This window comes from Streptomyces sp. NBC_00038 (assembly GCF_026343635.1).
Taxonomy (GTDB): Bacteria; Actinomycetota; Actinomycetes; order Streptomycetales; family Streptomycetaceae; genus Streptomyces.
On sequence record NZ_JAPELQ010000001.1, the window covers coordinates 8,231,485 to 8,257,141 of the forward strand.

Sequence of the window (25,657 nt, forward strand, 5' to 3'; positions counted from 1 at the left end):
GCGAGGCGCTCGGACTGCCTCTCTTTGCGGGGCATGTGGAACACCTGTGCGGCAGGATGGGCGCATGATCCGTTCCGTACCCGCCCGTTCCGTACGCGCGCTGCCGTTGCTGCTCCTGCCCATGCTGCTCGTCGCGTGCGGTGACGAGAAGGCCGGGGCGGCTGCCGACCCGGCCGAACTCAGCGCCCGTGCAAAGGCGTTGGGCGTCGCCCCGGAGCTCGTCTACGTCATCGAGGCGCCCGGCTTCACCGTCGCTCAGCAGTCGGTCGGCGTGTACGGGAACGACGGCTTCTCCAGCGCGTACTGGTCGCAGAAGACCGGTGCCCAGATCCACCTGTACGTGGACCGGGGCACGGTGACCGCCGACAACTGCCCGGAGCGGCCGGTCGGTGAGGCGTCCGGCGAGACCGTCACCTGCGCGCGCGACGGCAAGGCCTGGTACCGCAGCTCCGGCGGGCAGCACGACTACCTGGTGCCGGGCGACGGGTACGTGATTCGCGTCGTCGGAGACACGGCCACGGTGAAGCGCGACGTCCTGCACGAGGCCGCCCTCGGGGCCCACCACCCCGACGCCGCCGAACTCACCGCCCTCCTGCCGTCCGCACCTGCGGCGGCCACCGAACCGGTGGAGCGCGGCGACCTGCCCCCGGTCGGGGACGGGGCGCCCGACAACGGGGTGGGGGCCGGTGGTTGAGCGGCATCCCCGCAGGGCGATCAGGGCCGTCTGCGCGGTCGGACCCGTGAGCCCGGCAAGGTCTACCGAAGATCTACCGATGGATCAGGGGATAGTGATCACCAACTGCCTGTGCGTATTGCTTGGGGAGGTCTTGTGAGTCCGAGTCCGCGAGAGGTGTTTCTCCGGCTTGTTCATGGGGTCGCCGGCGGGAACTTCGACGAGTTGCCCGACCTGTATGCCGAGGTCACCGATGTCCGGCATCCGATGGCGACGCCGGAGTCCGAGCCGTTGACGAGTCGGCGTGTGCTCCAGGAGCACTTCACGGTGCCGCCGGAAGTTCGGGAGTTCTTGCCGAAGAGGCGAGTCGTCGATGTCGTCGTTCACGAGACCGCCGATCCGGAAGTGATCGTCGCCGAGTTCGCCTATGAGTTCACGTTGCCGGACGACTCTCTGGCCAAGGTGCCCTGCGTCTTCGTCATGCGTGTCCGGGACGGTCAGATCATCGAGTCACGCGACTACATCGACCCGATCCGTACGTACACGGCACGCGGAGACCTCGACCGTCTCATCGCGTCGTTGCGGAAGGACGTTTCCTGAGGTCCTGGCCTCGCGCTTTGCCAACGAGCCCAAGTCCAACCCAACACCTGCCGCTTGTCCGGGAGTTCACGGGCGAGTGGTACTACTTCCGGGCGCATCTGCTCGGCGGCATCACCTGGGCGGCTGCCTCTTGGGCCACCGGCCCCGGGCCCGTGCTCGACCGCTCCACCAGGCGGGTCGACAGCTCCGTGCGGGTGCCCTCCGGCTGGTCGCCCGCCATCAGGCGGACCAGTAGGCGCAGTGCCGTCGCGGCCATCTCGGAGAGCGGCTGGCGCACGGTGGTGAGTGCGGGGGTGGCCCAGCGGGACTCGGGGAGGTCGTCGAAGCCGACCACGCTGAAGTCGTCCGGGACGTTCAACTTCCGTTCGGCCAGGGCCTGGTAGGCGCCGAGGGCCATCTTGTCGGAGCAGACGAACGCGGCGGTGGGCGGTTCGGGGAGGTCGAGGAGTTCCAGCATGCGGGAGTGGGCGACGGTTTCGTCGAAGCTGCCGTAGCGGATGTATTCGGGGCGGTGGCGGATCCCGGCCGACGCGAGGGCGGAGCGGTAGCCGGCGATGCGGTCGCTGCTGCATATCTTGCGGCGGTAGCCGCCGATGACGGCGATGCGCTCATGGCCGAGGGAGAGGAGATGCTCCGTCGCCAGGAGGCCGCCCTGCCAGTTCGCCGCTCCCACCGACACGACACCCGGCGGCGGTTCGTGGACCGGGTCGATCATCACGAAGGGAATGCGGTGCTGGTCGAGCCAGGCGTACTGCGACGGAGTCAGCTCGGCCAGGTTGAACAACACCCCCGAGGAGCCCCGGGTGGTGAGCTTGTCCAGCCAGCCGCGCTCGGGGCGCCCGCCCCTGGTCCGGGTCAGCCCGGCCGAGACCACCACCTCCAGGCCCGCGTCGTGCGCCGCCCCCTCCACGCCGTGCAGCACCGCACCCGACCAGGAGCTTTCGAGGGAGTGCACCACCAGGTCGACCAGACCGGGTGCCTTCGACGCCTCGAAGCGGGGTCTGCGGACGTAGCCGAGGCGGTCGAGGGCCTCCGTCACCCGGCGGCGCGTCTCCGGCGCCACGTCCTCCCGGCCGTTGACCACCTTCGACGCCGTCGGCACGGACACCCCCGCCTCCCGGGCGACGACCGCCAGCGTCGGCCCGGCCACGCTTCCCGTACGGACCATGGAGTCCACCCCTCCGGCCCGCCCGAAGGCCGCCGCTCCGGCCCCCGAGGGGCCCCGAAAGTTTCGAATAAGGCTGCTCACGCGACGGAAACATTGACCGCGTAGCAACCGCTTTCTACATTAAGCCCGCCTCAACACGGAGTGAAGAAGCGGGGATTCACGGAATTCCCGAACATTGAAACTTTCGAAATGCCGAACATGCGGGCCGTGGAACAGAAAGGGGTGAGGGCATGAAGTACCAAGCCGGCCAAGGGATACGGGTGGCGGCATGACCGTGGGCCGCATCCGCAACCCCGTACTGCCCGGTTTCCACCCGGATCCGAGCATCGTGCGCGTCGGCGCGGAGTACTTCCTCGCCACCTCCAGCTTCGAATGGTTCCCTGGCGTGCCCGTGCACCGCTCGACCGATCTCGCCCACTGGGAACCGGCCGGTCACCTCCTGGACCGCACCGACCTGCTCGACCTGCGCGGAGTCGCCGACTCCGCCGGAGTGTGGGCGCCCTCGCTGTCGTACCACGACGGCCTGTTCTGGCTGGTCCACAGCATCGTGCGGACCATCGGGCACCCCTACAAGGACGTCGACAACTACCTGATCACCGCCCCCGCGATCGAGGGCCCGTGGTCGGAGCCGGTCTTCCTCAACTCCTCCGGCTTCGACCCGTCCTTCTTCCACGACGAGGACGGCCGCAGCTGGCTGCTCAACATCCAGTGGGATCCCCGCGAGGGACACCCGTCCTTCGCCGGGATCCTGCTCCAGGAGTACGACGCCGGGAAGCGGGCTCTGATCGGGCAGCCCCGCACGATCCTCACGCGGGAGGAGCTGATCGAGGGCCCCAACGTCTACCGGCGCGACGGCTGGTACTACCTGATGCTCGCGGAGGGCGGTACGGGCTGGAACCACGGCATCGTGATGGCGCGCTCGCGTGAGCTGGCAGGGCCGTACGAACTCGACCCGGACGGCTCGCTGTTGACCACCCGCGACGACCCCGAGTGGCCGCTGCAGAAGGCTGGGCACGGCGAGCTCGTCCAGACCCCGCAGGGGGAGTGGTACCTCGCCCACCTGGCCTCACGCCCCGTAGAGACCGAGGAGGGGCCGCGCTGCATCCTGGGCCGGGAGACCTGCCTCCAGCGGGTGACCTGGACGCCGGAGGGGTGGCTGCGGCTGGCGGACGGGGGGCGGAGACCGAGTGTGGAGGTTCCGGCGCCCACGGGGGTGGAGCCGGGGCCCGTCGAGCCGTCCGCCGTGCTCGACGACTTCAACGCGCCTGTACTGGAAGGGGGTTGGGGCACGCTGCGGACGCCCGCCGCCCCGGACTGGCTCACGCTCGCCGAGCGGCCGGGCCACCTGCGGCTGCGCGGCAGACAGAGTCTGCACTCGCGCTTCGATCAGAGCCTGGTCGCACGGCCGCTCACCTCGATGCACTGCGAGGCGACGACGGTCCTCGACTTCCGCCCCGCGCACTTCAGCCAACTCGCCGGCCTGGTCTGCTGGTACGACACGTCCACCCACTACTACCTGCGGCTCACGCACGTCGAGGGCGTGGGCCGGACGCTGGGTGTGGTCCTCACCGACGACGGCACCTACCGCGAGCTTCCGGACAGCGAACTGTCCACCGACGACTGGCCGTTGGTGCACCTCCGGGCCCGCTTCGACGGCGCGGACCTCCGCTTCTCCGCCTCGCCGGACGGGACGGACTGGCGGCAGGTGGGCCCGGCCCTGGACGCGAGCAAGCTCTCCGACGACTACGGGAGCCGGCTGCGGTTCACCGGCGCGTTCGTCGGGGTCTGCGTCCAGGACCTGGGCGGGACCCGGGTCTCCGCGGACTTCGACTGGTTCGAACTGCGCGATCAGCCGTAGGAGTTCCCCTCCCGCTCTCTCGCATCCCTCCGCATCCTTCCGCACAAGGAGCCCGGCATGAGGACGTCCACGTCTCGTCGTACGACCGCCCAGGCCGCCGAAGCCGAAGGCGCCCCCCGGCTCGTGACCTACCCCGTCCCCGACGGCGCTCCGACCAACGCGAGCTACACCGTCAAGGTCCGTACACCCGGCGGCAGTTGGCAGAATCTCGGCACCTACCTGGCCACCCTCAACCTCATCAGCACCGCCACCGGCGCCGGACAGATCCAGAACTCGTCCCTAGCGTTCTTCGACTTCGCGGACACCGTCGAAGTCGAGGTCGGCTACGTCAAGGGCGGCATGCGGAAGGCCCGGATCCGTCCGGACTCGTACGGCATCGAGCCCGAACTGCGCGCCGACACCGTACGGTTCGAGCTCACCGAGCCGCGCAACCTCGTCGTCCAGGTCAACGACGAGGTCTTCGACGCGCTGCACCTGTTCGCCCGCCCTCTGGAGACCGACCGCCCCGCGCCCGACGACCCGGACGTCCTCTACTTCGGCCCCGGCCTGCACACCACCGAAGGCGGCGTCGTGACCGTCCCCTCGGGCAGGACCGTCTACCTGGATGGCGGCGCGGTGCTCAGGTCCCGCGTGCACTTCAAGGACGTGGCGAACGCGGGGCTCGCCGGGCGCGGAGTGATCTGGGCGTCACCGGGCGGCGGCTGCACCGTCGAGGGGTCGAGGAACATCGCCATCGGCGCGGTGACGATGCTCAACCCCGACGGCTACGCGGTCACGGTCGCCGAGTCCGAGAGCGTCACCATCACCGGCCTCGGCTCCTTCAGCTCCAAGGCCTGGGGCGACGGCATCGACATCTTCTCCAGCAGCGACGTCACCATCGACGGCGTCTTCATGCGCAACGCCGACGACTGCATCGCCATCTACACCCACCGCTGGGAGTACTACGGCGACACCCGCGACATCACGGTGAGGAACTCCACCCTCTGGGCGGACGTCGCGCACCCCATCAACGTCGGCACGCACGGCAACACCGACGCCCCCGAGGTCCTGGAGAACCTGACCTTCCAGAACATCGACGTCTGCGACCACCGCGAACCGCAGATCCTCTACCAGGGCGTCCTCGCCCTCAACCCCGGCGACAGCAACCTCATCAGGAACGTCCGCGTCGACGGCATGCGCGTGGAGGACTTCCGCGAGGGCCAGCTCATCAACATGCGGATCATGTTCAACGAGAAGTACAACACTTCGGCGGGCCGCGGCATCGACGGCGTCCACATCAAGGACCTCAGCTACACCGGCACCCACGCCGGCACCGCGCTGCTGATCGGCTACGACAAGGACCGCCTGATCCAGAACATCACCTTCGAGAACCTCGTCGTCAACGGCACGGTGATCGCCGACTCGATGACCAAGCCGAGCTGGTTCGTCACCTCGGACTACGTGCCGATGTACGCCAACGAGCACGTGAAGGCCCTGAAGTTCATAACGACCGCAGAGGCGGCGGGCTCGGTGACCGCGAGCCCGGACACCCCCTAGGAGTTCCATCACCGAGTAGATCCATCCCCACTGGATTGGAGATGCGCAGTCATGAGCCGCACCAACCCCCACGAGCAAGGCCAGGCAAAAGAGTTGAGCCGTCGAGGCCTGCTGACGACGGCGGCTGGTCTCACAGCCGCCCTCGCCGTCGGCGCCTCGGTAGGCACCGCCGCACACGCGGCACCCGCGACCTTCACCCACCCCGGAATGCTGCACGCCTACGGAGAACTCAACCGCGCCAAGGTACGGGTCGCCGCGGGCGACGACCCGTGGCTCTCCGGCTGGAACCGCCTCACCGCCAACGGCCACTCGGCCGCCACCTGGAACCCCAACCCGCAGGCCACCATCATCCGCGGCGGCACGGGCCAGAACTACGGCATCCTCTACAACGACATCCACGCCGCCTACCAGAACGCCCTGCGCTGGAAGATCGCGGGGACGACCGCGAACGGCGACGCGGCCGTCAGGATCCTCAACGCCTGGTCGGCCACGCTGACCTCGGTGACCGGGAACGCCGACCGCTTCCTGGCCGCCGGGATCTACGGCTACCAGTTCGCCAACGCCGCCGAACTCATGCGCGGCTACAGCGGATTCGACCTCGCGCGGTTCAAGACGATGATGCTCAACGTCTTCTACCCGCTCAACAACCAGTTCCTCACCGGGCACAACGACGCCTGCATCACCAACTACTGGGCCAACTGGGATCTCTGCAACATGAACTCGATCCTGGCCATCGGCATCCTCTGCGACGACGCGGCCAAGTACGACCAGGCGGTCAACTACTTCAAGACCGGCGCGGGCAACGGCTCCATCACCCACGCCGTCCCCTTCGTGTACGAGAGCCAGGGCCTCGCCCAGTGGCAGGAGTCGGGCCGCGACCAGGGCCACACCATGATGGGCATGGGACAGATCGCCTCGTTCTGCGAGATGGCCTGGTCCCAGGGCGAGGACCTGTACGGCTACGACAGCAACCGGATCATGAAGGCCGCCCAGTACGTCGCCAAGTACAACCTGGGCCAGGACGTGCCCTACACGACGTACACCTGGGGCACGGGCCAGAACTGCGCCCAGCAGTCGCAGACCGTGATCTCGTCCGCGAGTCGCGGCCAGGTCCGGCCGGTCTGGGACATCCTGCACTACCACTACGCCCGCCGGCGCGGACTGTCCGTCCCCTACATCACCGCCATGGCCGAGAGCGTCCGCCCCGAGGGCGGCGGCGGTGACTACGGCACGGCCAGCGGAGGCTTCGACCAGCTGGGCTTCGGCACGGTGATGTACGCCAAATAGCGACGTCCGCAGGAATACCGGGAGATCATGTGATGCTCTGATGTGAACGGTTCACGGGCGGCGAGGAGCTGGTGGGCAGATGACGGCAGCGGCGGCAGAGTCGACGGATCCCGTGGTCAGGACGCCACACGGGGACGTACGAGGCAGATACGAGCACGGGATCGCCGTCTTCCGCGGCATCCCGTACGCGGCTCCGCCGTTCGGCCCGCGCCGCTTCAGGCCACCGGTGCCGCCCGAGCCCTGGGACGGTGTGCGGGACGCGGGTGCCTTCGGGCCCACGCCGCCCAAGCCGCCGTACTCCGAGGCATTCGCGCGGCTCCTCGCCGACCCCGTCGTGCCGGGCGACGACTGTCTCAACCTGAACGTGTGGACGCCGGAGCCGGGCCCCGGCGCCCGGCTCCCCGTCATGGTGTGGATCCACGGCGGGGCACTGGTCCGCGGCTCCTCGGCGGTGCCCGTCTACGACGGACGCAACTTCGCCCGCGACGGCGTCGTCCTCGTCTCGATCAACTACCGCCTCGGCGTGGAGGGTTACGGCCTGTTCCCGGACGCGCCCGCCAACCCGGGGCTCCGCGACCAGCTCGCCGCCCTGGAGTGGGTGCGCGAGTCGATCGCGGAGTTCGGCGGCGATCCCGACCGGGTGACCGTCTTCGGCGAGTCGGCCGGAGCCATCAGCATCGGGGCGCTGCTGGCCAGTCCGCGCGCCGAGGGACTCTTCCACCGGGCCGTCCTGCAGAGCGGGCCGCCCGAGGCGAGCGACCGCGACAAGGTACGCCGGATGGTGCGCAGGATGGCCACCCGGCTGAAGATCCCGGCCACAGCGGAGGCGTTCGCCGCCGTCGACCGCGACCTGCTGCTGCGCACCCAGGCCGACGTGGGCAGACTCAGCAGCCCCGTCCTCGGCGGGCCCGCGTTCGGCATCGTCGTCGACGGCGACCTCGTCCCGCGCGATCCGCTGGAGGCGCTGGTCGAGGGTGGCGCCGCGCCCGGCGTCGGCCTGCTCCTCGGCTGGACCAGCGAGGAGTACCGGCTGTGGCTGGTGCCGGGCGGCCTCCTGGAACGGGTCGACAAGCTCGGCCCCGTCGCCCTGGCCGGCGCGATGGCCCGCTGCCACTGCGGCCACGAGGTGCCCCGCGGCTACCGCGCCATCCATCCGGACGCGGGCACCGCCGACCTGGTCGGCCAGCTGGTCACCGACCACCTCCTGCGCGTACCGCTGCACCGCCTCGCGGACTCCCGGACCCCTGAAGTCCCCGCCTACGTGTACGAGTTCGCCTGGCCCTCGAACGTGCCCGACCTCGGCGCCTGCCACGCCCTGGAGCTCGGCTTCGTCTTCGACACCCCCGACGTACCGGAGTCCGCGCAGCTCGCGGGTCCGGACGCACCGCAGGAACTCGCCGACCAGATGCACGCGGCATGGGTGCGGTTCGCGGTCGACGGCGACCCGGGCTGGGCCGCCTGGGACGCCAAGCACCCGGTCCGGGTCTTCGGCGCCGGAGACCCGCACACCGTCCTCGGGCCGCGCGACCGCGAACTCGCCCTGTGGGACGCCTCGATCGGGTCTCATGCGGCAGCGCGCGCCCCGGTGCTGCCGTCGCGTGCACCCGGCGTAGGCGTCGGACGCCTGCGAACTCTCCGCGTGCCCTGGCCGCCCGAGTAGGCTGGCAGCCGATCGCAGCGGGTCAAGGCCCGATGCCGCCGAGGGGGAGTGGCCTCATCGCCGAGCGTTTGAGCCTCGCGGAGTTGTTGCGCCGCCATCGGCGCGCAGCGCGGCTGACCCTGGAGCAGCTCGCCGAAGCCTCAGGGGTCAGCGCCCGGACGTTGTCGGACATGGAGCGCGGACGGAGCAAGGGGCCCCAGCACCGCACCGTCACGGCGGTGGCGGACGCGCTCGCGCTGGAGGGCGACGCCCGTAAGCAGCTCGTCGAACTGGCGCGGGACGGTCGCCTGCGGGATCACTGGACGCGTCCGACCGGGCTGTGCGAACTGCCCCGGTCCGTCGACGACTTCACCGGCCGTGACGCGGAACTGGCCTGGATCGACGACCTCGTTCACGCCGAACACCCCCCGGGCGCCCCTGTGGTGGGACTCGTCACCGGCTCCGCGGGGCTGGGCAAGACGACCTTCGCGGTCCACTGCGCCCACGCGTTGCGGGCGAGCTTCCCCGACGGAGTGTTCTTCCTCGACCTGTTCGGCATGTCTCAGCGGCCGCTCGCCGTCGATGACGCCCTGGTGCTGGTCATCGGTGCGCTCGGTGTCGCGGATCAGCAGATCCCGGCCGACACCCAGGGGCGGTCCTCCCTGTACCGCTCGCTGCTGCGGGACAGGCGTGTCCTGGTCGTGCTCGACAACGCCGCCTCCGAGGACCAGGTCCGCCCGCTGTTGCCGGGCGAAGGCGCGGGCAGGGTTCTGGTCACCAGCCGGCGGTTGCTCGCCGGCCTCGAGGGTGTACGCCGGCTCGTCCTGGGTCCTCTGCCGCCGGCCGAAGCCACGCAGCTGCTGACGGGGATCGTGGGCGAGCGTTCCGCTTCGGACGGGGAGCCCGCGCTCGCCCAGCTCGCCCAGTTGTGCGGAGGGCTGCCGCTGGCCGTGCGCATCATCGGGAACCGGCTGGCCAGCAGACCCGGATGGAGCGCCCTCGAACTCGCCGCCCGGATGTCGGACGAGGAGCGACGCCTCGATCAGTTCAAGGCAGGCGACCTCAAGATCGCCAACGCGTTCGGGATGTCGTACGAACAACTGGCGGTGCCGGCCCGGCGGGTCTTCCGCCGGCTGTCCGTGGTGCCCGGCCGGGACTTCGACGCCTCCCTCGCGGCGCTCGTCGGCGGGATGTCGATCGAGGACGCCTGGGACGCGCTCGACGAACTCGTCGACCTCGGCCTGCTGCAGGACAGCACCTCGGGCCGGTACCGCTTCCACGACCTCGTGCGGCTCTTCGCCCGCGACCGGCTGCAGCGGGACGAGCCCGCGGCCGAACGCGCCGCGCTCACCGGCAGGGTGACGTCCTGGCTGCTGCGGATGGCCACGACGGCCGGGCGGTGGTTCGAACCCGCCTACGGCCGTCCCGAGCGACCGGATGCCGACCTCGTAGTCCTGTCCGCACCGGAGCAGGCCGAACTCTGGCTGCGGGTGAACGTGGCCAACTGGCTGGGTGCGATGCGGCTGGCGGCGAGCAGGGGTGAGCACGCCGCCGTCCTCGACTGCGCCGAGTCGATGCACTGGTTCTCCGACCGGTGGGTCCACGGCCCGCACTGGCACGAGGTCTTCACCCTCGGTGCGGAGGCCGCCGCCGCGCTCGGCGATCTCGCCCAGCACGCGACCCAGCTGAACTATCTGGCCTGGGTGCAGGGGATCCCGCTGAGGAATCCGGAAGCCATGCTGCGGCACGCGGCCGAGGCGCTGGACCTCGCCACCCGCAGCGGTGCCACGGTGCAGATCGCCTGGTCGCACCACTACACCGCCATCGCGCTCCGCAAGCTCGGGAGGAGCGGTGAAGCCGTTGTGTCGGCGTCGCGGGCGATGGAGATGTTCAAGTCCCTCGGTGACGCCGATTCGTACTATTCGAGCCTCAGCAACCTCGGCAACGGTCTTCGTGACGACGGACGCCACGAGGAAGCGCTGGAGCGATACCGCGAAGCGTTCGCCCTGGCCGGCGACGACGCATCCGGGATGACGCCGAGCATCGCGGCGCACCTGCGGCCGTACACACTGGCTGACATCGGCGGGTGTCTGGGGCTGCTGGGCCGCCGCACCGAAGCGATCACCGCGCTCACCGAGGCGACAGTGGCGATGGAGTCGTTCGATTCCAACTACATGCGGGCCCTCGCTCTGGAGACGCTCGCGGCCCTGCTGGCCGAGGAGGGCCGGACCGAGGAGAGCCGCCGGACCTACGCGCGCACGGCGGAGGTGTTCGGGGCGATCGGCGACGCCGAGGCGCACCGCCGCTGCTACGACCTGGCGACCGCCCAACCCTGACCCATCCGACACGCCTGAGTCGATGTGCGCGGAACTTCTGCGTGCTGTTCTGCATGGTCCGCCCGCTTCGGCAGGACTTGACTCGACCGCACCGGACGGGCGTCCAGCCTGTCCCTCCAGGTCAGGAGTGAACATGACTGCGATCAGGAACATCGTGCTGGTGCACGGTGGGTTCGTGGACGGATCGGGCTGGCAGGGCGTGCACGAGCAACTGACCGCCGACGGCTACCGGGTGGCCGTCGTGCAGAACCCGACGCTGTCGCTGGCCGGCGACGTCGCCGCCACCCACCAGGTCCTCGACGGCCTCGACGGCCCGGCCGTGCTGGTCGGCCACTCCTATGGCGGCGTCGTCATCACCGAGGCCGGCAACCACCCGAACGTCGCCGCCCTCGCCTATATCGCCGCGTTCGCCCCGGACAAGGGCGAGTCGGTCGCATCCCTGATCGCCGACCCGCCGCCCGGCGCACCGGTCCCGCCGATCCTGCCGCCGAAGGACGGGTTCCTGTTCCTCGACCGGGAGAAGTTCGCGGCATCGTTCGCCGCCGACGTGCCCGAGAAGCTGGCGGCGTTCATGGCCGACTCCCAGGTCCCGTGGGGCGTCGCCGCGCTCGAAGGGGCGGTCTCCGAACCGGCCTGGCGGACCAAGCCCGCCTGGTACCTGGTCGCCGCCGACGACCGGATGATCCCACCGCCCGCCCAGCGCGCCATGTCCGAGCGGACCGGAGCGACCACCACCGAGACCCCGGGCAGCCACGCCGTCTACGTCTCCCGCCCGGCCACGGTGGCCGCCGTGATCGCGCAGGCCGCCGAAGGCGTCGACGGCGACTCCTAGGACCTGTCCGGCCGATCCCCGCGGAGACGCGGGGTGGCCGTGACATCAGCCTCCGCCACAGGTCCCAGAAGCCGCGGGCGCCGCCGTGCCGCCGTCTCGCCGAGGCGGCACCCCGCCCGCGCGTGACACTTCCGGCCCAGTCCGCTACCCAGGGAGTTTCCGCATGTCCGCTCGCCCCACGTTCACCCGTCGCAGAGCGATCGCCACCGGAGCGGCCGCCGCGACGGCCACGCTCCTCACCCCGGCCGTCTCCAGCGCCGCGGCCGCCGACCAGAGCACCTCCGGCGCCAAGCCGACGATCGTGCTGGTGCACGGCGGCTTCGCCGACGCCTCCGGCTGGAACGACGTCATCAGCAAGCTCCAGTACAAGGGCTACGAGACCATCGCCCCGGCCAACCCGCTGCGCGGCCTGCCCACGGACGCCCCCTACATCGCCAGCGTCCTCGCGTCGATCAGCGGCCCGATCGTCCTCGTCGGGCACTCCTACGGCGGCGCCGTCATCACCAACGCCGCGGCCGGCAACCCCAACGTCAAGGCGCTGGTCTTCATCGCCGCGTTCGCCCCCGACAAGGGCGAGCAACTCGGCGTCCTGCTCAACACCTACCCCGGCTCCCTGATCGGCGACTCCGTCCAGGGAGTCCCCTTCACCAACCCCGACGGCAGCGCCGGAACCGACCTGTATCTGCGGGCGGACGCATTCCGGTCCGCGTTCGCCGCCGACCTGCCCCTCGCCACCACCCGGCTCATGCAGGCCACCCAGCGGCCCTTCAGCGCCTCGTCCCTCACCGACGTCACCCAGGCCGCCGCCTGGCGCACCATCCCCTCCTGGGGCATGGTCGCCACCGAGGACAAGGCCATTCCGCCCGCGCTGGAGCGCTTCTTCTACAAGCGGGCCAACTCCCACGTCGTCGAGGTGTCGGGCGCGTCCCACGTGCCCATGATCAGCCACCCGGCGGCCACCACCCGCCTCATCGAATCGGCCGTCAGGGCCACCGCCTGACCGCCGCCGCCCCGGCCCGCCCCGTTCACCGCCGCCCTTCCGCCGGCTCCGCCACCGAGTCACGCACCACCACGTGCGTGCCCAGGAGAAGGTGTTCGTCCGGGGCGTCCGGGGTGCGGCCGAGGGCGGTGCGGACGGCCAGGCGGCCCAGTTCCTCGTAGGGGACGTGGACCGTCGTGAGCGGCGGGTGGAGGTCGCGGGCGAAGGGGATGTCGTCGTAGCCGGCGAGGGAGACGTCCGCCGGGACACGCAGGCCCGCTTCATGCAGGGCGGTCAGCGCGCCGGAGGCGACCATGTCGGTGGAGGCGATCACGGCCGTGAAGTCCAGGCCCTGTTCCAGCGCGGCTCGCATCAGACGGTGGCCCGAGTCCCGGGTGAAGTCGCCGTACAGGCGCAGCGCCGGGTCGGGATCGAGGCCGCGGTCGCGATGGGCGGCGAGGTAACCGCGTTCGCGGCCCCGGGCCGTGGTGTTGTCCGCCTTGCCGCCGAGGAACAGCACCCGCCGGTGGCCCTGGGCGAGGACGTGCGCGCACAGGGCGTAGGCGCCGCCCTCGTTGTCGTACTCGATGACCGTGACCGGTGTTCCGGGCGCGAGCGGCGGGCGCCCGCACAGGACGAGCCGCGACCCGGCCGACGCGAGGGAGTCGGCGATGCGGGCCATCCGCTCGCGGTGCTCGGCGGTGTCGGCCGCTCCGCCGACCAGGATCACCGCGGCGGCCCGCTGGGCGCGCATCATGTCGATGAACTCCAGCTGGTGTTCGGCGTCGCCGTCCGTGCTGCACACCAGGCACAGATGGCCGAGCCGGGTCGCCTCGCGCTCCACACCGTGCGCCATGTGCGTGAACGACGGACCGGTGATGTCGTCGAGGACGAACGCCAGCGTCGGCGTGCCGGCCCCCGCGATCGCCTTGGCGCGGGCGTCGGCGACGTAGTCCAGCTCGTGCACCGCCCGCATCACCCGGGTACGCGTCGTCGTGCTCACCGGGTACTCACCGCCGAGCACCCGCGACACCGTCGACGCGGACACCCCCGCGCGCGCCGCCACGTCCCGGATCGTGCGCCGGCTCCCGGTGTCCGTGGTGCTCTTCCTCGTCATCGCTGGCCCCATCCCTCCGCCCCGGACGGCGACTTCACCGCCGCCGGGGCCGCCCCCTCGGGAAGTGCGGCAACACCTATGGCAACCGGTTCCCGAGCCGGAGGCTAGCAGCGGGAGTTGCGCGCGACGAGAGGAGAGGAAGGGAAGGTCAGGCGGAGGCCTCGGCCGCCTCCTCCGCCGACAGCTGGGGCCGGGCGGTCGCGGCCTTCATGGTGAGGGCGGCGCCCGGGTCGGCCGGTCGCCGCGTGTGCCAGTCGGTGACCGCCTGGTACGCGGCGGCCACCTCCAACAGCCGGTCCTCCTCGTACGGTTGACCGCCGAGGATCGCCCCGACGGGTACGCCGCTGTCGTCGAAGCCGATGGGGAAGGCGATCTCGGGCAGCCCCAGGATGTCGAACGGCACCGGCCCGGTCTGCAGGATCACGTCGCAGCGGTCCATGACCCCGTCGAGGATCTCCCGCAGCAGATGGTTCTTGGCCCGCTGGGCTGTGATCCACTCGTCGCCGGAGAGCATCAGCCCCTGGAGCCAAGTCAGCAGCGAGACACCGAACTTGGCCGGGTCGGCGCGCAGCCAGTGCCGGAAGGGCTCGGTGCGTTCGGCGAGCCGGGCCGCGTTGAAGGTGCCGGTCAGCAGGGTCCAGTCGGCGGGATACGCGACCTCGACGAGCGTGGCGCCGGGGATCGAGTCGAGCGTGTCGAGGAAGGCGCCGCGCAACTGCTTCTGCGCGCTCAGGAAATCGGCGGGGACCCCGATCTTCGTGGCCCGGCGCATCCGTACGCCCTTCGCCACCACGGGAGTTGCCGCCTTGACGAGATCCGGCACGGCCGGCAGTCCCAGTGTGCGCGGGTCCTGGGAGTCGGGACCCGCCATCACCTGGAGCATGAGCGCCGCGTCCATGGCGTCGCGCGCGAGCGGGCCCGCGTGGTCGCGGGTGAAGGTGAGCGGGATGATGCCGTGGATGGACACCCGGCCCATGGTGGGCTTCAGGCCTGTCAGGTTCTGCTGGTTGGACGGCAGCACGATGGAGCCGCCGGTCTGGGTGCCGATCGAGGACGACGCCATGCGTCCGGCCACCGAGCAGGCGGGCCCCGTCGAGGAGCCGCCCGGGTCGACGCTCGGATCGTCGGGTGTCCAGGCGTTGACCGTGGTCACCGTCCCGTTCGGCTGCGTCGCCCGCGTCGTGGCGAGCGGCCCCATCTGCCCCTTGCCCAGGACGATGCCGCCGGCCGCCTTCAGCCGGGCCACGGCCGTGGCGTCCTCGTCCGGCACGAAGTCCTCGAAGATGTACGAGTTGCAGCGCGTCGGCACGCCCTTGGTGAAGTAGTTGTCCTTGATGCAGAGGGGGATTCCACGCAGCACACCCCCCGCACCCTGCCCCCGGTCCGCCTTCCGCGCCGCCGCGAGCGCCGTCTCGCCGGTCACCTCCGCGTACGCCTGGTACGTGGTGTCGTACTGCTGGATCCGCTCCAGGTACGCCTCGGTCAGCGTCGCCGACGTCAGCTTTCCGCGCCGCATGAGGACCACGGCTTCGGCCAGGGTGGCTTCGGAGGGGTCCTGCTGGGCGGCCTTGCGTACGTCGATGTCGGGCACGCGCGGGGCGCTGGTGGCGGCGCTCGCGGGCGCGGCGCTCTGCAGGGCGAGCCCGCTCGCCACGGCGGCCGAACTCGCCAGGAAGACCCGCCTGTTGAGGGCCCGGCTCATCGGTCGCCCGCCTTGCCGGTCCAGGCCTCGGTGATGGACGGGTAGATGAGCGGCGGCGAGGCCTGTTGCGCGTAGGCGGGACTGTCCGCCGGCGGGGTCCACCCGGATATCGCGCCAGGCGTGGACGCCACGAACGACCGCAGGGAGGTGAGTACTTGGGCCTGCGTGGGCACCCCCGTGTCGGCGTCGAAGACCTCGGGCAGCAGGGAGAGGTCGAAACCCGCCAGCGTGAGGCGGGTCCGTACGTAGGTGTCCAGTTGCTCGGCGGTGGGCTCGCTCATGGTGCCTCCGTGATCGGCTGACGAGTACGGGGACTTCATCACCCGCCCGTGAAGTCCCCATTGAGCCCGTGCTTCACGGGAGTTACGCCAGCGTCGGCGCAAGTCGGCGCAGTCGGTTCGAGTGAGCGCCGGTCCGCGAGCGCAAGCACACCTCAGCGCACCTCGGTGAACCTCAGCGCAACTCGCCGCACCCTTGTCGCACCCTCAGCCCCTGAGCGACTCGGCGATCCCGGCGATCGCCCCCGGCCCCACCCGGCAGCACCCCCCGATCAACCGCGCGCCGGCCGTCTCCCACCCCGTGACCTGCTCGGCGGTGAACGAGGACCGCCCACTCCACGCCCGCTCCCGCCCGTCCCACACCTCGCCACTGTTCGGGTAGACCACCACCGGCTTCCCCGTCACCCGCGCGGCGGTCTCGACCGCCCCGGCCACATCCTCCGGGGCGCAGCAGTTCACGCCGACCGCGATGACCTCGTCGGCGTCGGCGGCCAGGGCGAAGGCCTCCTCCAGAGGCTGCCCGGCCCGTGTACGGTCGCCGGCCACGCTGTACGACAGCCACGCCGGTACACCGAGCCCGCGCACGGCCCGCAGCAGCGCCCGGGCCTCGTCGGTGTCGGGCACGGTCTCCAGGGCCAGTACGTCGGGCGCGGCGGCGGCAAGGACCTCCAGGCGCGGCCGGTGGAACCGTTCCAGTTCCGCGACGCTCAGCCCGTACCGCCCCCGGTACTCCGAGCCGTCCGCGAGCATCGCCCCGTACGGCCCGACCGACGCGGCCACCCACAGCGGGCGCCTGACGCCCTTCGCGTGCGCGCGCCGGGCGGCCTCGCGCGCCAACTCGACGCTGAGGCCGAGGAGTTCGGCCGCCCGTTCCCGCGGGATGCCGCGCTTGGCGAACCCCTCGAAGGTCGCCTGGTAGCTGGACGTGATCGCCACATCCGCACCCGCCTCGAAGTAGCCGAGATGCGCCTCGACGATCGCCTCCGGCCGCTCCGCGAGCAGCCGCGCCGACCACAGCTCGTCGCTCAGGTCGTGCCCGGCCGATTCGAGCTGGTTGGACATGCCGCCGTCGAGGACGACCGTGCCGGTGGTGAGGGCGTCGGCGAGGGTGCGGGAGGTGCTGCTGGTCATGTCACGACGCTAGTCGATGCGGTGGGAGACGCCCCTTCACGTCCGCCAAGTGAAAATATCGCCCACGATGTGGGATACCGGTGGAAAGGGCGGCGGCCTAGCCTTGGACCATGCTGCGTGAAGTCTTCGACGAGGATGCCGAGCTCTACGACCGTGCCCGCCCCGGTTACCCGCCCGCGCTGTTCGAGGCGCTGACCGACAAAGCCGGCCTGTCCCCGGAAAGCCGAGTCCTCGAGGTGGGCCCGGGAACGGGACAGCTGACCCTTCCCCTGGCGCGGCTGGGCTGCCGCGTCACGGCCGTCGAGCTCGGGCCCGCGCTCGCGGCGTTGGCCCGGCGCAAGCTGCGACCGTTCCCGAACGCCCGCGTCGAGGTCTCCGCCTTCGAGGAGTGGACCCCGCCCAAGGAGCCCTTCGACCTGGTGGTCAGCGCGACCGCCTTCCACTGGGTCGACCCCGAGGTACGGGTGCCCAGGGCGACAGCCGCCCTCGCCCCGGGCGGCATGCTCGCCCTCATCACCACCGAGCACGTCGCCGGCGGGAACTGGGACCGGGACTTCTTCGACCAGGTCCAACGCTGCTACGAACGCTGGGACCCGGCCACTCCGCCCGGCCTCCGCCTGCCGGACGAGGCCACCCTGACCCCCGACACCGGCGAACTGGACCGCTCCGAGCAACTCGACACCGTGGAGGTCCAGCGCTTCACCCAGGAGATCACGTACTCGGCCCCCGAATACCTCGACCTCCTGCGCACCTTCTCCGGACACCGAGCCCTGGACGCCACCGCACTGACCGGCCTGCTCGACTCCATCAGAGACCTGATCGACAACCAATACGGAGGCAGCGTCACGAAGCGCACGCTGCACGAACTCATCACGGCCAGGCGCAGAAGGTAAGACGGGCCGCGAAGTGGCCGGATACGAACCGGAGTTGCCGACGGCCCCATAGAGTCCCTGGCCGTGACGATCTCCTCCTTCCCCCCGGACAGGTCGCCGCTGTGGCGTGAGCGGCAGTTCGCGCTGCTCGCCGGCGCGCGGATCATCTCCGTACTCGGCAACGGCTTCGCGCGGGTGGCGCTGGCGTTCGCGGTCCTCGCCCTGCCGGGGGCGGGCCCGGGCCGGCTGTCATTGGTGCTGGCCTGTCAGGCGCTGCCGCAGTTGGTCTTCATCCTGCTGGGCGGGGTCATCGCGGACCGGATGTCGCGGGCACGGCTGATGGCGCTGGCCGACGTGCTCGGCGCGGGGGCGTACGCGGGGCTGGCCGCCCTGGTGCTGACCGGTCACGCACCGCTGGTGGCGATGTGTCTGCTGGCTGTCGCGGCGGGCACGGCGACCGCGCTGTTCGCCCCCGCGATGGACGGCATCGTGCCCCTGGTGGTGCCCGCCGGCCGGCTGCAGCAGGCCAACGCCCTGCTGCGCGTGGGTACCAACAGTTCCCTGCTGCTGGGCCTTGCGCTGTCCGGTGTGACGGTGGCGCTGGTCGGCGCCGGCTGGGCGCTGGCACTGAACGCCGCGTCCTTCGTGGTCAGCGCCGCGCTCACCGCCCGCCTCCGGGTGGCCGCGCGGCCCTCCAAGTCGTCGTCGGGCTGGGCGGACCTACGCGAAGGTTGGCAGGAGTTCGCCTCCCGCCAGTGGCTGTGGGTCGTCGTCGTCCAGTACGCCGTCGTGATGGCCGCGCTCAACGCCAACGTCGGTGTCCTGGGCCCGCTGACGGCCGAACAGCACCTGGGCGGAGCGCGGGCCTGGTCGGTCGTCGTGGCCGCGGGGGCCCTGGGCACCATCGCCGGAGCGGGGCTCGCCGCCCGCGTACGCGTCGACCGGCCCATTCTGGTGGCGGTCCTTGCCACCTTCCCGGCCGCCGTGCCGATCGCCCTGCTGAGTGTCCGGGCCCCGGTCTGGCTCATCGCCATCGCGATGTTCGCCGCCGGCGTCGCCGGTGACGTCTTCGCCGTGCTGTGGGCCACCACGATCCAGCGTGAGGTCCCCGAGGACGTGCTGTCCCGGGTCAGCTCCTACGACTGGTTCGGATCCCTGGCCTTCGCTCCGCTCGGACTGCTCGTCGCCGGACCCGTGGCCGCCGTCATCGGCGTCGGCCGGGCCCTGGCGGGCTGCGCGGCCCTGGTGGTGCTGGCCACCGTCGGGGCTCTCCTGGCACCCGCCGTACGCAACCTCCGCACCGGCGACGGGCCCGCTGATGCCGGGCAGTGCACCGAGCCGACAGGGAGCGGGCCGGTCGCCGCGCCGTAGCGGCGGTACCCGGCACCCCATGGCTCAGCGTGCCGCGGCGTGCCGCCGTCCGCTGCCGCGCCGCGACCGCTTGCGCCGGACCGACGGCACGAGCAGCAGACCCAGGAGCAGCGGGATGAGGAGGAGGGGCCACCAAGGGCGGGTGCTGTCGGCGCCGGCCGGTGCGGCCGTCGTCGTGGCGGGTGCCGTCCCGGGTGCGGAGGGGGTCGCCGAGGCTGCGGCCTTCTTCGTGATCGCCTTCAGGACCACGTCGTTTCCGTCGCCCCCGCGATAGCTGATCCGGTACGTCGTGTCGGCGAGCTTGAGCTTGGCGCCCTCGCGGAGGCCGGTGAAGGTGCCGGTGGTCTTCGCGTCGCCCGTGTGGTTCAGCACGGTGATCTCGGGGGCGGGGTCGGTACCGGCGGACGAGAGGTCCACGTCCCCGGCCAGCCGGACCGTGCCGGTCACCTTCAGGGGCTTCTCGCGGAGGACCAGTACGCCCTTCGCGTCCTGGGTGTAGTCGCCGGTGACCGTCAGCCCGCCGGTGACCTCGCCCGCGTTCGTCACCGAACCCGTCACCGTGCCCTTGCCGGTCAGCGAGGTCGCCACCCGCAGCCCCGTCGCCCGCACGTCCAGTCGTGCCCCGGTCGAGGTCAGCCGGATCGCCTTGCTGCGTGCCAGCGAGGCGCCGCCGGTCAGGGCGAGCGTCCCCTTCGAGACGGTCGTAGTCCCCGTGTACGTCACCTCGCCGCCCGTCAGCGTCGTCGTCGCGGCGCCCGCCTGGGTGAGCGAGCCGCTGCCGCCGATCCGCGAAAGGGCGAGCGCCTTGCTCGTGTTGCGCAGCACCAGCGAGCCGTTGTTGACGACCTTGTAGAGGTCGCCCTTGGTGTAGAGCCCGCCGTCACCGCCGGACTTCCCGCTGCCCAGCCGCAGCACCGCGCCCTTCTCGACGGTCGTCGAGCCGTTGTAGTACTGGACGGCGGCGAAGGTCACGTCGTTGCCCTTCGTCCCCTTGATGACGATGTCCCCGGCGCCGGGTGCGGACAACGTGTCGTGGAACCGGCCGCCGCCGATGGGGGCGCCCAGTGTCACCGGGCCGTTGTAGTCGAAGGTGAGCAGCGAACGGGACCTGGCCGCCAGCAGGTTGATGTACACGGTCTCGGCGGTCCCCGGCATGAAGATCTTGTTCGTCGTCCCGTCACCCCACTGGACGTCCGCGCCCTTGATGTTGGTGCCGCGCTTGTTGACGTTCTTCCGCGCGGGCGTCCAGTTGAGGGCGGGGCCGCTGAGTGAGGGGTTGGTGTCATCACCCTGGTCCGACCAGCTGTACTGGCCGGTGAGCACCACCCTGCTGCCGGGCCGCGACTGGACGTTGATGTCGCTGCCGTACTCCCGCTGATAGAAGTCCATCCCCATGGTGACGGTCTGGCCGAGCGGGGTGTCCACGGTCCAGGTGCCCTGGTTCAGGACCTTGCGGACGTTCGGCAGCGACGTCGCGAACTCCGGCCGTCCGGCGTTCGCCTGCGTGCCGTTGTCGATCACCCCGGAGAAGGCGTGAGTGCCCGACAGATCCCAGGTCCCCCAGAGGAACCGGGGCTGGGTGATCAGCCCGGAACCGCTGATGGTGCCCAGGTTGTACGCGCTCGTCAGGGAGAGCCGCAGTGTGCCGTCGACCCGGATGTTGTCCTGGTTGAGCCGGAACGCAGGGGTGTTGTACGGGAAACTGCCGATCAGCCCGGTCGCACCACCGGTGCCGTACTGGAGGGTGGCGCCCCTCTCCACGGTCACGGCGGGCGGGTCGGGGTCGGCCACGGTGACGTATGGGTGGTTGCCGCCCGGGATGCTCACCTTCTGCCGCTGCCGCGTCTTGGGCAGCGTGAAGTCGCTGTCCTTGGTCAGGATCAACGTCCCGCTCCCGCGCACGGTGAGCGTCCCCTCGCCCCGGAACACCCCGTCGTACGTGGTCGTCCCTGCCGGCACGGTCACCACCGAGTCACCGGTGAGCGTCACGTCCCGCCCCGCGACCACGTCCGCGGTGACATCACCGCCCGCGGCAGCCACAGGCGGTGCGGCAAGCATGACGACGACAACCGCAAGGGCGGCGACGGCCGAGGCTGTTTTGTAGATCTGGATACGCACATACGGGGAGACGGACCGGACACCCTGGAATAACAGAAACCCGGAGGTGACCCACGTCACACCCAAGACGGGGCCTGGCATGGACGCCCCTCAAGGGGCGCGGGGAACTGCGCGCCCAGCCCCCACGCACCCGCGGACAAATGTCCAGCCCCCACGCACCCGCGGACAAATACCCGGCCCCCCGCGTCAGCGGCTACGCCTCGAAGGCGGTGTCGCGCGCCACCTTCTCCCAGGTGGCGATCTCGGCCCGCAACGAGTCGAGATGCCCGACCACCGCATCCACCCCATCGCTCCCGAGCGGCAACCGCAGCGGCGTGTCCTCCGCGGCGAGGGCACGAAGGACAGCCCCCGCAGCCTTCGCGGGGTCACCCGGCTGGGAACCGTCAGAGCCGGCGACCGTCCGGCGGGTGGCACCCACCGTGTCGGCGTAGTCGGCGATCTCCTCGCTGGCGCTCGCGCTGCCGAACAGCCCCGTGCGGAACGAGCCCGGCTCCACGATGAGGACCTTGATGCCGAGCGGACCGACCTCGTCCGCCAGCGCCTCGGAGAAACCCTCAAGTGCGAACTTCGTGCCGCTGTACGCCGAGAACCCCGCGAACGACATCTGCCCGCCCATGCTGCTCAGCTGAACGATCGCCCCGGAACGCCGCTCCCGCATGTGCGGAAGCACCGCACGCACCAGCGCGGCCGGGCCGAAGAAGTGCACCTCGAACAGATCGCGCAGCTCGGCGTCGGTGGTCTCCTCAGCGGCCCCGACGTGGGTGCGGCCCGCGTTGTTGGCCAGCACGTCGATCCTGCCGTGCCGCTCCACCACATCGGCCACGACGGAGGCGATGCCCGCCGGATCCGTGACGTCGAGGGCGAGCGCCTCGACCTGGTCGGGGTGCGCCGCCACCAGGTCGGCAAGCGCCTCGGGCCTGCGAGCCGTGGCCACCACGACATCTCCGGCGCCGACGGCCGCCTCGGTGAACGCCCGCCCGAAACCACTGTTGGCACCGGTGACCAGCCATACCTTGCCCATGTCCGACTCCCCTGTGTTCGTAAGGCGCTTTCGATGCGACGAGCCTCGCCGGAAACCAACTCGCCCGTCCAAGACCCGTCGTGATAGCCAATGGTTATGGCCATGGACGTCCACGGGCGGGACCTGCGCTACTTCGTCGCGGTCGCCGAAGACCTGCACTTCACGCGAGCCGCCGAGCGACTCTTCGTCTCCCAGCCCGCGCTGAGCAAGCAAATTCGCATGCTGGAGCGCCAGTTGGGGGCCGAGCTCTTCGAGCGGGACCGGCAGGGCGTGCGCCTGACCGCGGTGGGCACGGCCCTGCTGCCGTACGCGCGGCGGGTCCTCGCAGACTGGGACGCGGCGGCCGACGCCGTCGAGCGTGCCAAGACCGAGCAGGAGGCCACCCTCGTCGTAGGGATGAGCACGAGCCCGGGGCGCGGCGGCCTGCTGCCGGCCATCAGGTCCCGGTTCAGCGAGGCGCACCCACAGGCCGAAGTCCAGCTGCGGCAGGTGAGTTGGGAGGACTCCAGCGCCGGGCTCGCCGACGGCTCGGTGGACGCGGCGTTCGTGTGGCTGCCGGTTCCGGACGCGGAGCGGTACGAGTGGGTGGTGGTGGCAGAGGAGCCGCGCCATGTCGCGCTGCCGGACACACATCGCCTCGCACCCCGACAGGAGATCGACTTCGCGGACCTCCTCGACGAACCCTTCATCGCCATCCCCAAGTCCGCCGGGGTGCTGCGCGACTACTGGCTCGCCCTGGACGCCCGGGCCGGCCGCCCGCCCCGGATCGGCGCGGAGTGCGCGAGCGCGGACGAGACGTACGAGGCGCTGGTGGACGGCCGCGGCGTCTGCCTGCTCGCCGCGGGCAACGCGCCCCTGCTCACCCGGGGCGGCGTCGTCACACGCCCCGTTCGCGACCTCCCCCCGAGCCGGTTCGCCCTCGCCTGGCGGGCGGGCGACGGGCGTCCGCTGGTGCGGGCCTACGCGGAGGCGGGCCGCCTTGCCTCGGGCGGCCGGGACACCGGCTGAACTCAGCGGAGCAGTTCTGAACTCCTGCGGACGGAAGCGGTCCTCGTGGCAGCTGATCGGTCGGGGAGAATGGGCTCGTGCCGTCCTTCGACCAGATCCGTCTCCGGCTGCCTCGCGGCGCCCGCGCCGACGCTGTGCTGGCCTTCGGGGTGTTCGTGCTGGTGGTAGTCGCCGAGGGCCCCAGGCTGAGCAACGGCACGGACTCGATGCCCGCGCTGATCGGGTCCTGGCTGCTGATCGTGGCGGTGTGCGGAGCGCTGCTGTTCCGGCGCCGGTATCCGGTGGCGGTGGGCTGGTTCACGGTGCCGGCCACGGGCGTCTACTACGTGCTGAGCGATATCGACGGTCCGCTGGTCGTGGTTCCGATCGTGGTGTTGTACGCCATCGCGGCCCGGGGCCGGCTGCAGGCGGCTGCCGCGATGGCGGCGGTCATGGTGATCGGCGTGTCCGTGGGCACCCTGTTCGGTAACAGCGATGTCACCGGCACAGCGGTGTTCATGCTTACCGGCTGGCTGGTCGCTGTGGTGGCCCTCGGCACCGTGCGGCACGGCCGGGTGGCGTACGCCGAGGAGGAGGCGCGGCTGCGGGCGACCGAGGAGCGGCTGCGCATCGCCCGCGAGCTGCACGATGTGATCGGGCACAACATTTCGATGATCAACGTGCAGGCGAGTGCGGCGCTGTACCGGTTGAAGAAGGACCCTGCCCAGGCCGAGGAGGCGCTCGGCGCGATCAAGGCGGGCAGCCGGGAGGCCCTGCGGGAGCTCAGGGCCACCCTCGGGGTGCTTCGCCGGGTCGACGAGGAGGCGCCCACGGCACCCGCGCCGGGGCTGGCCCGGGCCGAGGAGCTGGTGGCCTCCGCGAAGCCGGCGGGGCTCGACGTGCGGATCGAGCGGACCGGGGCCGAACGCTCGCTGCCCGCCCCGGTCGACCTGGCCGCGTACCGGATCGCGCAGGAGTCGCTGACCAACGCCGCCAAGCACAGCGGCGCCGGACATGTCACGATCCGACTTGCCTACGGGGACCGCGAGTTGACCCTGGCCGTCGAGGACGACGGCCGGGGCGAGGTGGCCCGCCCGGCCGGGTCCGGTGGCGGCAGCGGGATCGCCGGTATGACCGAGCGGGCGCGGGCCCTGGGGGGCGAGCTGGCCGCGGGCCCGCGGCCGGAGGGCGGATTCGCGGTGCGGGCCCGGCTACCGTACGGGACCACGGGAGAGCCGACGGAGCGGAGTGACCGATGATCAGGGTCCTGCTGGCGGACGACCAGCGGCTCGTCCGGGCCGGGTTCCGGTCGATCCTGGAGGACCAGGACGACATCGAGGTGGTGGGCGAGGCCGCGGACGGCGAGGCCGCGGTCTCGGCCTGCCGCGAGTTCGGGCCGGACGTGGTCCTGATGGACATCCGGATGCCGGGGATGGACGGGCTGGAAGCCTCCCGGGTGATCGCCGAAGACGACCGGTTGGCGTCGGTGAAGGTGGTCATCCTGACGACCTTCGATCTGGACGACTACGTGTACGGGGCGCTGCGCGCCGGGGCGGCGGGTTTCTTGGTGAAGGACACCGAGCCGGAGGAACTGCTGCAGGCGGTACGGGTCGCCGTCCGGGGCGACGCCCTGATCAGCCCGTCGGTCACCCGGCGGCTCATCGCCGAGTTCGCGGGCCGGGTGAAGGGACCCCGGCCGGATCCCCGGCTCGACGCGCTCACCGCCCGGGAGCGCGAGGTCATGCAGCTGGTGGCCGCGGGGCTCACGAACGACGAGATCGCGACGCGGCTGGTGCTGTCTCCGTCGACGGCGAAGACACATGTCAGCCGGATCATGTCGAAGGTGGGGGCGCGGGACAGGTCGCAAGTCGTGGTGCTGGCGTACGAGTCCGGAATGGTCAGCCCGGGCTGGCTGGCGGAGTAGTAGGCCGGCCCGCGGGCGGACGGCGCGTCCGGCACTGCTGGGGTTCGAGGGCGGCGGCACCCGGCACCGCTGGGGTATGGGGTGGCGGCACCCGGCACCGCTGCGGTACGAGGCGGTGGCACCAGGCACCGCTGGGGTACGAGGCGGTGGCAGCCTGCATCCGCTGGGGTACGCCCAGTGTCAGCCGCAGGCTGACGATTCGGCCCCTGTCACGCGTGCACGATCGAG

At 71.2% G+C, this 25,657-nt stretch carries 21 protein-coding genes; 14 read left to right on the top strand and 7 right to left on the bottom strand.

Annotation, left to right across the window (positions count from 1 at the left end; translation table 11 throughout):
- Positions 1-64: 64 nt before the first annotated feature.
- Positions 65-694, top strand: a complete 630-nt coding sequence (locus OG219_RS37125; RefSeq protein WP_266834068.1) for a hypothetical protein — start codon at positions 65-67, stop codon at positions 692-694.
- A 156-nt stretch (positions 695-850) separates the two neighbouring features.
- Positions 851-1,273: a nuclear transport factor 2 family protein gene (locus OG219_RS37130; RefSeq protein WP_266836356.1), complete on the top strand. Its 423-nt coding sequence runs from the start codon at positions 851-853 to the stop codon at positions 1,271-1,273.
- 82 nt (positions 1,274-1,355) lie between these two features.
- On the opposite strand, the gene OG219_RS37135 is transcribed toward OG219_RS37130, so the two are convergent.
- A complete protein-coding gene (locus OG219_RS37135) occupies positions 1,356-2,441 on the bottom strand; it encodes a LacI family DNA-binding transcriptional regulator (protein WP_266834070.1) in 1,086 nt (361 codons plus the stop codon).
- A 268-nt stretch (positions 2,442-2,709) separates the two neighbouring features.
- Between OG219_RS37135 and OG219_RS37140 the strand changes: the two genes are divergently transcribed.
- The 7 genes from OG219_RS37140 to OG219_RS37170 all read left to right on the top strand — a co-directional run bounded on the left by OG219_RS37140 (position 2,710) and on the right by OG219_RS37170 (position 12,929).
- Positions 2,710-4,299, top strand: a complete 1,590-nt coding sequence (locus OG219_RS37140) for a glycoside hydrolase family 43 protein (RefSeq protein WP_266834072.1) — start codon at positions 2,710-2,712, stop codon at positions 4,297-4,299.
- A 57-nt stretch (positions 4,300-4,356) separates the two neighbouring features.
- Entirely contained in the window at positions 4,357-5,835 is a 1,479-nt protein-coding gene (locus OG219_RS37145; protein ID WP_266834074.1) for a glycosyl hydrolase family 28 protein, read from the top strand.
- 51 nt (positions 5,836-5,886) lie between these two features.
- Positions 5,887-7,122, top strand: coding sequence for an alginate lyase family protein (locus OG219_RS37150; RefSeq protein ID WP_266834076.1), 1,236 nt, complete (start codon positions 5,887-5,889; stop codon positions 7,120-7,122).
- A gap of 79 nt (positions 7,123-7,201) precedes the next feature.
- On the top strand, positions 7,202-8,782 hold the full coding sequence (locus tag OG219_RS37155; RefSeq protein WP_266834078.1) for a carboxylesterase/lipase family protein: 1,581 nt from the start codon (positions 7,202-7,204) through the stop codon (positions 8,780-8,782).
- Positions 8,783-8,814: 32 nt separating this feature from the next.
- A complete protein-coding gene (locus OG219_RS37160; protein ID WP_266834080.1) occupies positions 8,815-11,097 on the top strand; it encodes a helix-turn-helix domain-containing protein in 2,283 nt (760 codons plus the stop codon).
- 133 nt (positions 11,098-11,230) lie between these two features.
- Positions 11,231-11,929: an alpha/beta fold hydrolase gene (locus tag OG219_RS37165; protein ID WP_266834082.1), complete on the top strand. Its 699-nt coding sequence runs from the start codon at positions 11,231-11,233 to the stop codon at positions 11,927-11,929.
- Positions 11,930-12,092: 163 nt separating this feature from the next.
- Positions 12,093-12,929: an alpha/beta fold hydrolase gene (locus OG219_RS37170; RefSeq protein WP_266834084.1), complete on the top strand. Its 837-nt coding sequence runs from the start codon at positions 12,093-12,095 to the stop codon at positions 12,927-12,929.
- A gap of 25 nt (positions 12,930-12,954) precedes the next feature.
- Here OG219_RS37170 and OG219_RS37175 read toward each other — a convergent pair whose 3' ends face one another.
- From OG219_RS37175 to mmuM, 4 genes are all read right to left on the bottom strand, one after another.
- Complete coding sequence (locus tag OG219_RS37175; RefSeq protein WP_266834086.1) at positions 12,955-14,025, bottom strand: LacI family DNA-binding transcriptional regulator; 1,071 nt, start codon at positions 14,023-14,025, stop codon at positions 12,955-12,957.
- A 148-nt stretch (positions 14,026-14,173) separates the two neighbouring features.
- A complete protein-coding gene (locus OG219_RS37180) occupies positions 14,174-15,727 on the bottom strand; it encodes an amidase (RefSeq protein WP_266834088.1) in 1,554 nt (517 codons plus the stop codon).
- Positions 15,724-16,008: a hypothetical protein gene (locus OG219_RS37185; protein WP_266834090.1), complete on the bottom strand. Its 285-nt coding sequence runs from the start codon at positions 16,006-16,008 to the stop codon at positions 15,724-15,726. Before OG219_RS37185 ends, OG219_RS37180 begins: the two co-directional genes overlap by 4 nt.
- Before the next feature lie 204 nt (positions 16,009-16,212).
- Complete coding sequence (mmuM, locus tag OG219_RS37190; protein WP_266834092.1) at positions 16,213-17,136, bottom strand: homocysteine S-methyltransferase; 924 nt, start codon at positions 17,134-17,136, stop codon at positions 16,213-16,215.
- Positions 17,137-17,246: 110 nt separating this feature from the next.
- Between mmuM and OG219_RS37195 the strand changes: the two genes are divergently transcribed.
- On the top strand, positions 17,247-18,029 hold the full coding sequence (locus OG219_RS37195; RefSeq protein WP_266834094.1) for a trans-aconitate 2-methyltransferase: 783 nt from the start codon (positions 17,247-17,249) through the stop codon (positions 18,027-18,029).
- A gap of 63 nt (positions 18,030-18,092) precedes the next feature.
- Positions 18,093-19,379, top strand: a complete 1,287-nt coding sequence (locus OG219_RS37200) for an MFS transporter (protein WP_266834096.1) — start codon at positions 18,093-18,095, stop codon at positions 19,377-19,379.
- Between the two features lie 24 nt (positions 19,380-19,403).
- Here OG219_RS37200 and OG219_RS37205 read toward each other — a convergent pair whose 3' ends face one another.
- Both OG219_RS37205 and OG219_RS37210 read right to left on the bottom strand, forming a co-directional pair.
- Positions 19,404-21,497: an autotransporter gene (locus OG219_RS37205; protein WP_266836357.1), complete on the bottom strand. Its 2,094-nt coding sequence runs from the start codon at positions 21,495-21,497 to the stop codon at positions 19,404-19,406.
- Positions 21,498-21,690: 193 nt separating this feature from the next.
- Complete coding sequence (locus OG219_RS37210; RefSeq protein ID WP_266834098.1) at positions 21,691-22,518, bottom strand: oxidoreductase; 828 nt, start codon at positions 22,516-22,518, stop codon at positions 21,691-21,693.
- Positions 22,519-22,614: 96 nt separating this feature from the next.
- Here OG219_RS37210 and OG219_RS37215 point away from each other — a divergent pair, with 96 nt between their 5' ends.
- The 3 genes from OG219_RS37215 (at position 22,615) to OG219_RS37225 (ending at position 25,429) form a co-directional block, all read left to right on the top strand.
- Positions 22,615-23,526, top strand: a complete 912-nt coding sequence (locus tag OG219_RS37215; protein WP_266834100.1) for a LysR family transcriptional regulator — start codon at positions 22,615-22,617, stop codon at positions 23,524-23,526.
- A gap of 77 nt (positions 23,527-23,603) precedes the next feature.
- Complete coding sequence (locus OG219_RS37220; protein ID WP_266834102.1) at positions 23,604-24,764, top strand: sensor histidine kinase; 1,161 nt, start codon at positions 23,604-23,606, stop codon at positions 24,762-24,764.
- A complete protein-coding gene (locus OG219_RS37225; RefSeq protein WP_266834104.1) occupies positions 24,761-25,429 on the top strand; it encodes a response regulator transcription factor in 669 nt (222 codons plus the stop codon). Before OG219_RS37220 ends, OG219_RS37225 begins: the two co-directional genes overlap by 4 nt.
- Positions 25,430-25,657: the final 228 nt, after the last annotated feature.

Bases quoted from the DNA above. Each gene is read 5' to 3' on its own strand.
- OG219_RS37125 (WP_266834068.1), top strand. From the start codon at position 65: ATGATCCGTTCCGTACCCGCCCGTTCCGTACGCGCGCTGCCGTTGCTG.
- OG219_RS37180 (WP_266834088.1), bottom strand. From the start codon at position 15,727: ATGAGCCGGGCCCTCAACAGGCGGGTCTTCCTGGCGAGTTCGGCCGCC.
- OG219_RS37195 (WP_266834094.1), top strand. From the start codon at position 17,247: ATGCTGCGTGAAGTCTTCGACGAGGATGCCGAGCTCTACGACCGTGCC.
- OG219_RS37160 (WP_266834080.1), top strand. From the start codon at position 8,815: ATGCCGCCGAGGGGGAGTGGCCTCATCGCCGAGCGTTTGAGCCTCGCG.
- OG219_RS37175 (WP_266834086.1), bottom strand. From the start codon at position 14,025: ATGACGAGGAAGAGCACCACGGACACCGGGAGCCGGCGCACGATCCGG.
- OG219_RS37150 (WP_266834076.1), top strand. From the start codon at position 5,887: ATGAGCCGCACCAACCCCCACGAGCAAGGCCAGGCAAAAGAGTTGAGC.
- OG219_RS37165 (WP_266834082.1), top strand. From the start codon at position 11,231: ATGACTGCGATCAGGAACATCGTGCTGGTGCACGGTGGGTTCGTGGAC.
- OG219_RS37185 (WP_266834090.1), bottom strand. From the start codon at position 16,008: ATGAGCGAGCCCACCGCCGAGCAACTGGACACCTACGTACGGACCCGC.
- OG219_RS37140 (WP_266834072.1), top strand. From the start codon at position 2,710: ATGACCGTGGGCCGCATCCGCAACCCCGTACTGCCCGGTTTCCACCCG.
- OG219_RS37145 (WP_266834074.1), top strand. From the start codon at position 4,357: ATGAGGACGTCCACGTCTCGTCGTACGACCGCCCAGGCCGCCGAAGCC.
- OG219_RS37170 (WP_266834084.1), top strand. From the start codon at position 12,093: ATGTCCGCTCGCCCCACGTTCACCCGTCGCAGAGCGATCGCCACCGGA.
- OG219_RS37225 (WP_266834104.1), top strand. From the start codon at position 24,761: ATGATCAGGGTCCTGCTGGCGGACGACCAGCGGCTCGTCCGGGCCGGG.
- OG219_RS37135 (WP_266834070.1), bottom strand. From the start codon at position 2,441: ATGGTCCGTACGGGAAGCGTGGCCGGGCCGACGCTGGCGGTCGTCGCC.
- OG219_RS37215 (WP_266834100.1), top strand. From the start codon at position 22,615: ATGGCCATGGACGTCCACGGGCGGGACCTGCGCTACTTCGTCGCGGTC.
- mmuM (WP_266834092.1), bottom strand. From the start codon at position 17,136: ATGACCAGCAGCACCTCCCGCACCCTCGCCGACGCCCTCACCACCGGC.
- OG219_RS37210 (WP_266834098.1), bottom strand. From the start codon at position 22,518: ATGGGCAAGGTATGGCTGGTCACCGGTGCCAACAGTGGTTTCGGGCGG.
- OG219_RS37155 (WP_266834078.1), top strand. From the start codon at position 7,202: ATGACGGCAGCGGCGGCAGAGTCGACGGATCCCGTGGTCAGGACGCCA.